Annotated in this window: 10 protein-coding genes; 6 read left to right on the top strand and 4 right to left on the bottom strand. The window is 58.5% G+C overall.

The window, feature by feature from the left end:
- Window positions 1-3: 3 nt before the first annotated feature.
- The 3 genes from HKD40_RS01475 to HKD40_RS01465 are packed head-to-tail and all read right to left on the bottom strand — an operon-like array spanning window position 4 to window position 2,407.
- Window positions 4-879, bottom strand: coding sequence for an SMP-30/gluconolactonase/LRE family protein (locus HKD40_RS01475; protein WP_169193944.1), 876 nt, complete (start codon window positions 877-879; stop codon window positions 4-6).
- Window positions 876-1,487 (bottom strand): 2-dehydro-3-deoxy-6-phosphogalactonate aldolase, encoded by a 612-nt coding sequence (locus HKD40_RS01470; RefSeq protein WP_169193943.1) that lies wholly within the window; start codon window positions 1,485-1,487, stop codon window positions 876-878. The genes HKD40_RS01475 and HKD40_RS01470 overlap by 4 nt, the downstream gene beginning before the upstream one ends.
- 2 nt (window positions 1,488-1,489) lie before the next feature.
- On the bottom strand, window positions 1,490-2,407 hold the full coding sequence (locus HKD40_RS01465) for a 2-dehydro-3-deoxygalactonokinase (RefSeq protein ID WP_169193942.1): 918 nt from the start codon (window positions 2,405-2,407) through the stop codon (window positions 1,490-1,492).
- Between the two features lie 267 nt (window positions 2,408-2,674).
- On the opposite strand from HKD40_RS01465, the gene HKD40_RS01460 reads away from it, so the two are divergent.
- A complete protein-coding gene (locus tag HKD40_RS01460) occupies window positions 2,675-4,483 on the top strand; it encodes an IlvD/Edd family dehydratase (protein ID WP_169193941.1) in 1,809 nt (602 codons plus the stop codon).
- A gap of 385 nt (window positions 4,484-4,868) precedes the next feature.
- Here HKD40_RS01460 and lexA read toward each other — a convergent pair whose 3' ends face one another.
- Complete coding sequence (gene lexA / locus HKD40_RS01455) at window positions 4,869-5,588, bottom strand: transcriptional repressor LexA (protein WP_169193940.1); 720 nt, start codon at window positions 5,586-5,588, stop codon at window positions 4,869-4,871.
- 331 nt (window positions 5,589-5,919) lie between these two features.
- On the opposite strand from lexA, the gene HKD40_RS01450 reads away from it, so the two are divergent.
- The 5 genes from HKD40_RS01450 to HKD40_RS01430 all read left to right on the top strand — a co-directional run bounded on the left by HKD40_RS01450 (window position 5,920) and on the right by HKD40_RS01430 (window position 11,845).
- Window positions 5,920-6,918 (top strand): BMP family protein, encoded by a 999-nt coding sequence (locus tag HKD40_RS01450; RefSeq protein ID WP_169193939.1) that lies wholly within the window; start codon window positions 5,920-5,922, stop codon window positions 6,916-6,918.
- 63 nt (window positions 6,919-6,981) lie between these two features.
- Window positions 6,982-8,511, top strand: a complete 1,530-nt coding sequence (locus tag HKD40_RS01445) for an ABC transporter ATP-binding protein (protein WP_169193938.1) — start codon at window positions 6,982-6,984, stop codon at window positions 8,509-8,511.
- Window positions 8,508-9,590, top strand: a complete 1,083-nt coding sequence (locus HKD40_RS01440; RefSeq protein ID WP_169193937.1) for an ABC transporter permease — start codon at window positions 8,508-8,510, stop codon at window positions 9,588-9,590. The genes HKD40_RS01445 and HKD40_RS01440 overlap by 4 nt, the downstream gene beginning before the upstream one ends.
- A gap of 2 nt (window positions 9,591-9,592) precedes the next feature.
- Complete coding sequence (locus HKD40_RS01435; RefSeq protein WP_169193936.1) at window positions 9,593-10,540, top strand: ABC transporter permease; 948 nt, start codon at window positions 9,593-9,595, stop codon at window positions 10,538-10,540.
- Window positions 10,541-10,558: 18 nt separating this feature from the next.
- On the top strand, window positions 10,559-11,845 hold the full coding sequence (locus tag HKD40_RS01430) for an amidohydrolase family protein (RefSeq protein WP_169193935.1): 1,287 nt from the start codon (window positions 10,559-10,561) through the stop codon (window positions 11,843-11,845).
- The last annotated feature ends 63 nt before the right edge of the window (window positions 11,846-11,908 follow it).

The following is an 11,908-nucleotide window of genomic DNA, read 5'->3' as shown; positions in this document are numbered from 1 at the left end:
TCCTCAGAGCTCTATAGTTGGTTCCGGTAGTCCCGCCACGTCGAGGTCGATGTAGAAGAGGCCACCGGCAACTTTTTCTGCGGCCAGTTGGTCTTCCGACAACGTCTTATTGGCGGTCGTGATGAAGAGGCGCTTCAAGTCCTTGCCGCCAAATGCGGGGCAGGTGACCTGACTGACGGGCACTTCAATAATGCGGTCTATTGTGCCGTCTGGGGCATAACGGATGACACAGTTGCCGCCCCAGCGGGCGTTCCAGAGATATCCTTCGCTGTCGACAACAGCGCCATCGGGATAGCCGCGGTCGTTCGAGACGTCAGCGAAAGCTTCCCATTCGCCGACAGGCAGGCCTGTTTCCGGGTCTGTCGCGACGGTGAGGATTTTCTGGGTTGGTGTGTCGGTCCAGTAGGCGCGCTTTCCGTCGGCGGTGAAGCAAGCAGCATTGGGAATGGCGGCCGCAGAACGGATTTGCGTCAGCTTCCCCTTACGGAAGTGATAGAGCGCGCCTTCGGCTGGGCCTTCATCCTTGACCATGGTGCCGATCCAATAGCCGCCTGATGGATGGAGGCGACAGTCATTGGAGCGGTTACCCGGCTTATCGGCTTCAATAGCGACGATGAGGCGGCTCTCACCGGTGACGAGATTGAAACGCTTTAGCCCCGTTTCCGTCGCCAAGGCGAGTTCATCCGCCGAGATGATTGCAGCGGCGGTGACGATCTCGTCAAATGCCCAGCTTTCCTGATCCTTGCCATTTTCGTCGACGGCAAAGAGGGTTTGATTATTGATATCAAACCAGAAGAGTTTTTCGCGGTGTGGGTGCCAGAATGGCCCTTCACCAAGGGCGCATTGGCTATCTAACAGTAACTGTGCGGTATCGCTCACGCCTTAGCTCCTTTGTCATAGGAGGCCACGGCTAGTTTGGCGCGTTCCGAAACCTCGGCGACACTCATGCCGGGCTTAAAGATGTAGGTGCCAAGGCCAAAGCCAGTGCAACCGACAGCGAAGAACTCGTGGAAGTTATCCGGGTTGGCGCCGCCCACAGCATAGGTTGGAACGGCAGGCGGCAGGACGGCCTTAACAGCCTTGATGCCTTTGGAGCCCAGAACTTCTGCCGGGAAGAATTTTAGGCCTGTCGCACCATTGCGAATGGCGGTGAACGCATCGGTGGGTGAGAAGACGCCGGGATAGGAGGCCATGCCTTGGGCTAGGGTTTCCTTGATCACCTCCGGATTGGTGTCAGGCGAGACGATGAAGACGCCACCGGCAGCCTTGACGTTACGGACGTCTTCAACGGAAAGCACCGTGCCTGCGCCAATGTCCGCACGGTCTGAAAGCGCCTCTGCCGCACGGCGAATGCTTTCGAGTGCGTTGGGCGAATTGAGCGGAACTTCAATCAGGGTAATGCCAGCATCCACGAGCGCGGTGCAGACGGCAACAGCTTCGTCGTTCTTGAGGCCACGCAGGATGGCGATGATGTGACGGTGGTTCATACTTATACTCCTGCGATGCCGGTGCGCGCGGCCTTAAGGCCTGCGAGCATGACGTCTGTAACATTTACGATACGGCTCGAAGCGCCGGTCATGCCCAGCACGCGGGCATAAAGCGCGCACAGAGTGTGTGAGCCGATGAGGGGGACGGGGTCGTAACCGATCTTGGAACGGTTGGCGGCGATCTCAGAGCCAATGAGGAGGCCCGAGAGATAGCCTGCGCACCATGCCGAGCTCCGACCGGAGAGAAGAGCGCTGGCGCGAGCGGCGAACAGCTGCCCGATCAAATTCTCGGGGTGTTCGAGGCCCTTGCTGGCGCCATAGACAAACCCGTCATCGCGATCCGCAGTGGTGAGGTCGCCCTGTAGGGAATGGCGAAGCACGGAATGGGTCTTGAGTAGATCAAACATCTCGCCGGTCATGGCCGTCGAGAAGCTCTCGATCTTGGTGCCGGAGAGCTTGGCCCACTTGGAGTGGGTGCCGGGCATGCAGACGAGACCGGAATAGTCGGGAGAGATTGCCGCGAGCCCAAGGAGCTGAGTCTCCTCGCCGCGCATGACGTCATCGCTACCGTGGCGCTGGCATACGCCGGGCAAAATGGAGACGCGCAAGCCGCCAGCCATTTCGGGATGGACCGCACCCGCGGCTAAGTCTTTAAGGTCGGTAGGGGCTTCAAGGTAAGGCGCTTCGAGCCAGCCCTGGCGGGCGCCTGCCATGCCACAGATCAACACTTCGTCTGGCGATGTCGCCAAGCCTAACTGGCCGATTGTTTCTGTTAGTGCGCTAGGGAAAGCATCGGGGGTCAACTTGCCCATGCCTTTGTCCGAGCTTGCTGTTCCGATTACGGAACCATCGCCGTCCAGCGCCCAAGCCCTTAAATTTGAGGTGCCCCAGTCAACAGCGACCCATGCTCCTGATTGCATCACTTCGTAGTCCCTCCAAGTCTGCGGCGCGAACGTAAAGCCGGAGACCGACACTGACTAGCCCGTTCTTGTATGGCTTAACCGCAACTGCCCGATTGCACCGCGCGCTGAGTAAGGTGGAATGCGCCGAAAATCAGATTCTCACGGTGTTTAGAGTCATTTGTATGATTTTAAGCTACGGCCCCGTTCCATTCCAGAATTGCCGTGCTAGAACAGGAGCAAACAGACCCCAGTGCTCCGCAGGGCGGAGAACCAAGGAATTGATCTATGACGGTAGATAACAGCGGCAATGGCGGCCGGAAGCTGCGCTCGCGTGCGTGGTTCGATAATCCCGACAATCCAGACATGACCGCGCTCTATCTTGAGCGCTACATGAACTATGGTGTGTCGCGCGAAGAGCTGCAGTCCGACAAGCCGATCATCGGCATCGCGCAGACCGGCTCCGACCTAAGCCCTTGTAACCGTCACCATATCGTTCTGGCTGAACGTCTGCGCGAAGGTATTCGCGAAGCAGGCGGTATCGCCATTGAGTTTCCGGTTCACCCGATTCAGGAAACCGGTAAGCGCCCGACGGCAGGTCTTGACCGTAACCTGGCCTATTTGGGCCTCGTGGAAGTTCTCTACGGCTATCCGCTGGACGGCGTGGTGCTGACCATTGGTTGCGACAAGACCACACCCGCCATGCTGATGGGCGCGGCGACGGTCAATATTCCGGCGATTGCTCTCTCGGTTGGCCCGATGTTGAACGGCTGGCATAAGGGCGAACGCACGGGTTCTGGCACCATCGTCTGGAAGGCCCGCCAGCTGCTCGCCGCTGGCGAGATCGACTATCCAAAGTTCATTGAACTGGTTGCGTCTTCGGCCCCGTCGACTGGCTATTGCAACACCATGGGAACAGCGACAACGATGAACTCGCTGGCTGAAGCTCTCGGAATGCAGTTGCCGGGTTCAGCAGCGATTCCAGCGCCTTATCGTGACCGTCAGGAAATGGCCTATCGCACTGGCAAGCGTGCGGTAGAGATGGTTCGTGAAGACCTCAAGCCATCGGACATTCTGACCAAGGAAAACTTCCTCAACGCTATCGTGGTCAATTCGGCCATCGGCGGCTCGACCAATGCGCCAATCCATATCAATGCGATTGCCAAGCATATTGGTGTCGACCTCAATATCGACGAGTGGCAGGAGCATGGGCACAAGGTGCCGCTCTTGGTGAACTTGCAGCCAGCGGGTGAATATCTCGGTGAGGACTATTACCACGCGGGCGGTGTGCCTGCGGTGGTGAATGAGCTGATGAAACAAAAGCTTATCCACGAGAACGCCCCAACCGTGAACGGCAAATCGATTGGCGAAAACTGCCGAAATCGTCCGATTGAAGACGACAAGGTCATCCGTCATTTCGACAATCCGATGAAGGCGGAAGCGGGCTTCCTCGTGTTGCGCGGGAACCTCTTCGACAACGCCATTATGAAGACTTCGGTGATCAGCCCCGAGTTCCGCGAGCGCTATCTCTCGGATCCGCAGCATCCGGGCATGTTTGAGGGCAAGGCGGTGGTGTTTGATGGTCCTGAAGACTATCACCACCGGATCGACGATCCCTCGCTCGCTATCGATGAACACACGCTGCTGTTCATGCGCGGTGCGGGGCCAATCGGCTATCCAGGCGCTGCGGAAGTCGTGAACATGCGTCCGCCTAGCTATCTGATTAAGAAGGGCATTTCGTCCCTTGCTTGTATCGGTGATGGTCGTCAGTCGGGCACGTCGGGTTCGCCTTCGATCCTCAACGCGTCGCCTGAAGCGGCGGCTGGTGGCAACCTCGCGATCCTGCGGACGGGCGACCGGGTGCGGATCGACCTCAATAAGGGGGAAGCTGACATCCTCATCTCGGACGAGGAAATCGCTGCTCGCCGTTTGGATCTGAATGCAGAGGGCGGATATAAATTCCCCAAGCATCAGACCCCTTGGCAGGAAATCCAACGCGGCCTGGTCGGCCAATTGGGCGACGGCGCCATTCTGCGTGGTGCCGACAAGTACCAGCGCATTGCCCAGACCGAAGGTCTGCCACGCGACAATCACTAAGCGCGATATGCGTGAGAAAGGGCCCGCGAAAGCGGGCCTTTTTATGCGTCCAGCCAGCGTGGCCGCGATTGGCCTATCTGTGGCTTTTGGCTGGCACTTATGGGCGTCAGCTTTGGCGCGGACATGGCCTTTTAGGGCGCGAAGGGGCGCGTTCTTTAGAGCGGGGATATATGAAAATGGAGGCGGCGCTCGGGCTTAGCCGTGAGCGCAATGCTCGGCTTTGCGCGTGTACTGGCTCAGCGCCTGTGATGTCGAAGGTCGGCGAGCGGGCGTTGGAAGAATATACGCCACTCCGGGGCGCGGGGAGTATCGTGGAGGCGTGTTACAAGAACCAACGCTGCGCAGAACAAAGGGGCAGAGTTTTTCAACTTGCCCCTCCGCCAATTCAGTACTTCCGCATCAGGCCGACCAGACGGCCTTGAACCCGGACCCGATCGGGCGGGAAGATACGGGTTTCATAGGCCGGGTTTGCCGCTTCCAGAGCGACCGTATCGCCCTTGCGGCGCAGACGCTTCAGGGTTGCTTCCTCATCGTCGACAAGGGCCACGATGATTTCGCCGTTTGAAGCCGTATCCTGCTTTTTGATGAGGACCGTGTCGCCATCAAAAATGCCTGCGTCGATCATCGAATCCCCGCGCACTTCCAATGCGTAGTGTTCGCCTGAGCCGAGCATTTCTGGCGGTACAGCGATGGTGTGCGAGTGGGTCTGGATTGCCTCAATGGGCGTGCCTGCTGCAATGCGGCCCATAACCGGAATGGAGATGGGGCGCGCATAATCGTCAGCGGCGGATGGAAGTGCACGCGCTGGGGGCGCGGCGACCTTGCCGAGAGTGCCTTCAATGACGCTGGGCTCGAACTTTGCCTTGCGGCCGCCCAAGGTCGGGTTCATCGAATCCGGTAGCTTCACCACTTCGAGCGCACGGGCGCGATTGGGAAGGCGGCGGATAAAGCCGCGCTCTTCGAGGGCAGTGATGAGACGATGAATGCCGGATTTGGACGCCAGATCAAGCGCATCCTTCATCTCGTCGAATGACGGAGGAATACCGCTCTCCTTCATCCGCTCATGGATGAACATCAGCAATTCGTGTTGTTTTTTCGTCAGCATCGGCCCCAGACCCAGAATCGGAACATAGACGGAACGACTATATGTGTTCCTCAAATGTTCTGCAAGTGTTGCCATGTTCCTGTCAGAACTGCCAAACGGCTGTAATATGCGCATGCATAGATGTGTGATTTTGGCCGATCCAAGCCCGAGCCCCAAACATGCGTAAACGCGTCACAGGCACAGTGCGGCGTTGAGGAGCAAATGCGACTCGTCAGCAAGACGGAACAGATTTAAAAAACCTTAATTTTCAACTTGCCAACCAAGCGTGTTCGCTCGCTAGATAGGCAGGAGAGATTTTTGTTCGTTTTTTGCACACTCATTGGGGGTTAAAATGACCGCTCTAACGAAATTCGGTCGACGCGCCTTTCTTTCGGCGGCCGCACTCGGCGTCGCAGCTCTGTCGCTGACCGGGTCGGTATTGGCGCAGGATGTGACCAAGATTGCAGCTGTGTGGACCGTTCCGGTTGAGCAGCAGTGGGCATCGCGCCTCCATCTCGCGCTGATCGCAGCGCAGGAACGCGGCGAGATCGAATATGTGTATTCGGAAAACGTGTCGAACACCGACTATGAACGCGTCATGCGCGAATATTCGGAGCAGGGCGCTAAGCTGGTGATCGGTGAAGCCTTCGGCGTTGAACAGCCAGCGCGTGCCGTTGCGGAAGAATACCCAGAAGTGATGTACCTGATGGGGTCCTCGCTCCAGCCAGTTGAGCCAAACTTCGCCACCTTCGACAACTTCATCCAAGAACCAAGCTATTTGACCGGCATGGTTGCGGGCATGAAGACCGAAACCAATAAGATCGGCATGATCGGTGGTTACGCTATTCCAGAAGTGAACCGTCTGATGAATGCCTTCATGCAGGGCGCACTCTCGGTCAACCCAGAGGTGAAGTTCTCGGTGAGCTTCATCAACTCCTGGTACGATCCTCCGAAGGCCAAGGAATCGGCATTCGCTATGATCGATGCGGGCGCTGACATTCTTTACGCAGAGCGTTTTGGCGTGTCTGACGCTGCCAAGGAACGCGGCGTTCTGGCCATCGGCAACGTGATCGACACCGCAGCGGATTACCCAGGCACCATTCTGGCGTCGGCGCTGTGGCACGGCGAGCCAATGATCAACAAAGCAATTGCCGACATTAAGGCTGGCAGTTTCACCGCTTCGGATTACGGCATTTATGCCTTCCTCGAGCACGGTGGTTCGAGCGCAGTTTATGATGAAGCGCTTGCTGGTGCGGAAGCAGTAGCTGCCGCTAAGGCCAAGGAAGCTGAAATCCTTGCTGGTACTTTCAAGGTCGACATCAACGACGCTGAACCAAGCTCCAGCATGTAATCCTTTTTCTGGCCGGGTGTGGGTTTTCCCACGCCCGGCCTATTCTATTTTTTGGGGGCGGCAATGACCGACCAACAGGGGGATGTGGTGCTCTCACTTGAGGGTATCACCAAGCGCTTTGGCAAACTCACCGCGAATGACGGGATTAATCTCAGTCTCAAGCGGGGCGAAATCCTAGCCCTTCTGGGGGAAAATGGCGCCGGCAAGACGACATTGATGAACATTCTCTTCGGGCACTATGTGCAGGATGAGGGTGTGGTTCGTGTTGCGAGCGAGGCTGGCCTTCAAATTTTGCCTGCCGGTTCGCCTGGCGCGGCGTTGAAAGCCGGTATTGGCATGGTCCACCAGCATTTTACGCTGGCGGAAAACCTCGGCGGGCTCGACAATATTCGTCTTGGCACCGAGGGCATGTTTGCGCTTGGCGGCAAATCTACGGCGCGCAAGAAGGTGGAAGCCATTATTGCGGAGAGTGGGCTTGATGTGGACCTCGACCGTCCTGTCGCCAGCCTCACCGTAGGCGAAAAGCAGCGCGTTGAAATCTTGAAGGCGCTCTATCGCAATGTCCGCGTGCTTATTCTGGATGAACCCACCGCGGTTCTGACCCCACAAGAGTCCGAAGGGCTCTTCACCGTTCTGCGCCGCTTGGCTGCGAATGGGCTGGGCGTTATTTTTATCTCTCACAAGCTGGGAGAAGTGCTCTCCGTATCGAGCCGTATTCTGGTTCTGCGGGGCGGCCGCAAGGCGGGTGAGCTCGTCACTGCAAATTCTGATCGGCGCGATATTGCCGATTTGATGGTGGGCAAGGCTGTGGCTGAAGTGAAGCGCACGCCCGCAACGCCGCGCGAGCCGCTGATGAGCTTTGCCAATGTGTCGCTCAAGCAGGGCTCGACCCGTCAATCGCTGCGCAATGTCAGCTTTGAACTCAAGGCTGGCGAAATCATCGGTCTGGCCGGTGTGTCGGGCAATGGCCAATCGGGCATTGCGGCACTGATCTCGGGGCTTGCTGTTCCGGATGCTGGCGAAGTGCGTCTTTACGGCGAAGCGCTGACCAAGGCGGACCCGCGTGCGCTGGTTCAGGCTGGTGTGGCGCGTATGCCGGAAGACCGCCAGCATGACGGCGTTGTTGGCACGATGAGTGTTGCCGACAATATTGCCATTGAGGAAGTGCGCAGCGCGCCGTACTCGCGCTATGGCCTGCTCAATCGTAAAGCCATGCAGGAGCACGCGACGGAAGCGATTGCGGCCTATGACGTGCGTTGCCCGGGGCCGGACGCCGAAGCGCGGCTGCTCTCTGGCGGCAATGTGCAGAAGCTGATTTTGGCGCGCGTTTTGGAGCGTTTGCCGCGCGTTATTCTGGCGAACCAGCCCACACGCGGCCTCGACGTTGGCGCGCAATCGGAAGTCCATCGCCGCATTATTGCAGCGCGTGACCGTGGCGCCGCCGTGATGGTGATTTCGGAAGACCTGGACGAATTGTTCGCGCTGGCGGATCGCTTCCTTGTGGTTCACGCCGGGGAGGTCAGCGACGCTGGCCCTAGCGAAAAGCTCGACCGCGGTACGATTGGTTTGTTGATGGCAGGGCAGGCAGCATGAGTTTGCGTCTTGAAAACCGCGCTGACGCTTCTGTCGCGCTCAAACTGCTGGTTTCGCTTGGCTCCGGCATTGCCGCGCTCTTGCTGGTGGCTATTCCTGTTCTGGCTGCGGGGCAAAACCCGATTACGGCCTATGGCCTGATGGTGCAGGGCGCGTTTGGCTCGATGTTCGCGTTTTCCGAAACGCTGAACCGGGCGACGCCGCTTATCCTGACCGGGCTCGCCTGCGCAGTCGCGTTCCGGGCGAAGCTTTGGAATATCGGCGCGGAAGGCCAGCTCTATATAGGCGCGCTCGCGGCGGTGCTCGTTGGGAGCGGCTTGCTGCAGATGCCGCCAGCGTTGATGATCCCAACGGTGATGATCGCGGGCTTTATCTGCGGCGGCATGATGATGGTGGTGCCAACCATGCTCAAGCAGCGCTTTGGCGCTGATGAGGTGGTAATTACGCTACTGCTGAACTTCGTCGTTATTCTCTTTGTGCAGATGCTGATCGAAGGGCCGTTGAAAGACCCTCTGGCGATGGGCTGGCCGCAATCCATCCCGCTCGACGCGGAAGCAAAATTCTCCAAGCTCATTCCCCGTCTGCGGATGCACTGGGGGCTGATCGTCGGTATTGGCGCGGCCATTGTTCTTTGGATTCTCGTGCGCAAGACCGTGCTCGGCTTCGAGATCAAGGCCGTGGGCGAGAACCGCGATGCGGCTAAGTTCGCAGGCATCCCGGTCAATGCGACCATGCTGAAAGTGGCGCTAATTTCGGGTGGTCTCGCCGGTCTTGCCGGTGTGTCCGAGGTTGCAGGCGTAAAGGGCTATCTCTCGGCTGATCTCTCGCCGGGCTTTGGCTATTCGGGGATTGTCGTGGCCATGCTTGCGGGGCTTTCGCCGATTGGCACCGTGTTTGCGGCGCTGTTCGTGGCCTCGGTCTTTGTGGGTGCGGACTCGATGAGCCGTGCGACCGGCATTTCGAACTATCTCGCTGACCTCGTTGTGGCGCTGTCGCTGCTCTGTGTGCTGGTCGGTACATTCTTCCTGCGCTTCCGCGTTCGCTTTGAACGCAAAGCCAAGTCTGGTGCGGAGGCGTAAGAATGGACGTCGTATTCGAAATCATCGGTTCGGCCAATTTCTGGGCTGCAGCAATCCGTATCGCCACGCCGCTGATCTTTGGCGTCTTGGGCGCGCTGATCTGTGAGCGGGCAGGGGTGCTCAATCTCGGGATTGAGGGCATTTTCGTTGCTGGCGCCATGGCCGGTTGGCTCGCCGTGTTCCTCGGAGCAGGGCTGTGGGGCGGCGTTATCGTTGCCATGCTGGTTGGTGCGATCTTCGGCCTGCTGCATGCTGGGCTGACCGTTGTGCTCGGCCTATCGCAGCACGTGTCGGGCATTGGCATTACGCTTTTGGCGACCAGCCTATCCTACTTCACCTATCGCACGGCGCTGCCGAATGTGACCTCGCCACCGCGTATTACCCCGTTCCAGCCGCTTGATATTCCGGTGCTTTCGGACCTGCCATTCATCGGCCCGGCGCTGTTCCAGCAGACTTCTCTGACCATGCTGGCGATTGCCTTCGTGATCCTTGTGGCCTTCGTGCTCTATCGCACCCCGCTTGGGCTGGCGATCCGCGCTGTGGGCGACAACCCGGCTTCGGTTGAAGCGCAGGGGCTTTCGGTGCAAGCGCTGCGCATTGGTGCGGTTGTTGCTGGCTCGGCGCTGATGGCGCTGGGTGGGGCGTTCCTCACCATGTCGGCCTTCGACGCCTTCTTCTTTGGCATGGTCAACGGCCGTGGCTGGATCTGTATCGCGCTCGTGGTGTTCGCCTCCTGGCAGCCGGGCAAGGCTTTGCTCGGGGCGCTGCTGTTCGGTGCTTTCGACGCCTTCCAAATCCGTCTGCAGGCCGAAATCGGCCAAGTTGTTCCCGGGCAGGTGTTCCTGATGCTGCCCTATTTGCTGTCCATCGTAGCCTTGGTTCTGGTTGCGCGACGTGCGGACTATCCGCGCGCGCTGTTGCAGCCATGGTTCAAAGGCCAGCGTCACTAATTTCCTGCGAGTACCCTTATGTTCGATCTCAAGATTATCAATGCCAACCTTCCTGATGGCCGCACGGGCGTGGACATTGGCGTGAAGGACGGCCGCATCACTGCCATTGAGAAGAACCTCGGTGGTGAAGCGGGCGAAATTATCGACGCCGGCAATCAGCTGGTGGCGCCGCCATTCGTCGACGTTCACTTCCATATGGATGCGACGCTATCGCTCGGCCTGCCGCGCATGAACGAAAGCGGGCTGCTGCTCGACGGGATCAAGATCTGGGGCGAGCTTAAGCCGCTTCTTACGCAGGAAGCCGTTATTGAGCGCGCGCTGGCCTATTGCGATCTTGCGGTTTCGCAGGGTCTGCTGGCGATCCGTACGCACGTTGATATTTGCGATGATCGCCTCTTGGGCGTGGAAGCGCTGTTGGAAGTGAAGCGCCTTGTCGCGCCCTATATTGATCTGCAGCTCGTCGCCTTCCCGCAGGACGGCTATTATCGCTATCCGGGCGCTGTGGAGCTGCTGAACCGCGCGCTCGACATGGGTGTTGAGATCGTGGGCGGTATTCCGCACTTCGAACGCACCATGGAAGACGGTGCTAAGAGCATGAAGGCGCTGTGCGAAATCGCTGAAAAGCGCGGGCTTCTCGTCGACATCCACTGCGACGAGACCGACGATCCAAACTCGCGCCACATCGAAGCGCTGACTTATGAAACCCAGCGTTTGGGCCTCAACGGTCGTGTGAATGCTTCGCACCTGACCTCGATGCACTCCATGGACAATTACTATGTGTCCAAGCTGCTGCCGATGATGGCTGAAGCGGGTGTTTCGGCGACGGCGAACCCACGCATCAACATCGTTATTCAGGGCCGTCACGACAGCTATCCAAAGCGTCGCGGCATGACCCGGTTCCCCGAACTCCTGAGCTACGGCATCAACAGCGCCTTTGGCCAGGACTGCGTGATGGACCCGTGGTATTCGCTCAACCATGCAGACATGCTCGAAGTCGCGGATATGGGGCTGCACGTGGCGCAGATGACCAGCCGCGCCGCGATGCGTCAGTGCTTTGAGGCGATCACCACCGCTCCGGCAAAGATCATGCATCTGGAAGGCTATGGCGTTGAAGTAGGCTGCAAGGCCGACATGGTCCTGCTGCAGGCCTCAGACAGCATTGAAGCGATCCGCCTCAAGGCAACGCGTCTGGCTGTAATCAAGGGCGGTAAGGTGATTTCCCGCACCGAACCGCGTATCGCCAAGCTCAACATCGCTGGCCGTCCAAGCCAGATTGATGCGAGCAAGGTTGTGCCGCAGATCTAAGCGGACGCACTTGTTGAATTGAAAAGGCCGGTCTCAATTTTGAGGCCGGCCTTTTCGTTTGCA

The organism is Devosia sp. MC1541 (assembly GCF_012847305.1).
GTDB lineage: Bacteria > Pseudomonadota > Alphaproteobacteria > Rhizobiales > Devosiaceae > Devosia.
This window is presented reverse-complemented; position numbering and strand designations above follow the sequence as displayed.

Coding starts and splice junctions, on each gene's coding strand:
- HKD40_RS01440 (WP_169193937.1), top strand. CDS start 8,508: ATGAGTTTGCGTCTTGAAAACCGCGCTGACGCTTCTGTCGCGCTCAAA.
- HKD40_RS01465 (WP_169193942.1), bottom strand. CDS start 2,407: ATGCAATCAGGAGCATGGGTCGCTGTTGACTGGGGCACCTCAAATTTA.
- HKD40_RS01460 (WP_169193941.1), top strand. CDS start 2,675: ATGACGGTAGATAACAGCGGCAATGGCGGCCGGAAGCTGCGCTCGCGT.
- HKD40_RS01470 (WP_169193943.1), bottom strand. CDS start 1,487: ATGAACCACCGTCACATCATCGCCATCCTGCGTGGCCTCAAGAACGAC.
- lexA (WP_169193940.1), bottom strand. CDS start 5,588: ATGCTGACGAAAAAACAACACGAATTGCTGATGTTCATCCATGAGCGG.
- HKD40_RS01450 (WP_169193939.1), top strand. CDS start 5,920: ATGACCGCTCTAACGAAATTCGGTCGACGCGCCTTTCTTTCGGCGGCC.
- HKD40_RS01445 (WP_169193938.1), top strand. CDS start 6,982: ATGACCGACCAACAGGGGGATGTGGTGCTCTCACTTGAGGGTATCACC.
- HKD40_RS01430 (WP_169193935.1), top strand. CDS start 10,559: ATGTTCGATCTCAAGATTATCAATGCCAACCTTCCTGATGGCCGCACG.
- HKD40_RS01435 (WP_169193936.1), top strand. CDS start 9,593: ATGGACGTCGTATTCGAAATCATCGGTTCGGCCAATTTCTGGGCTGCA.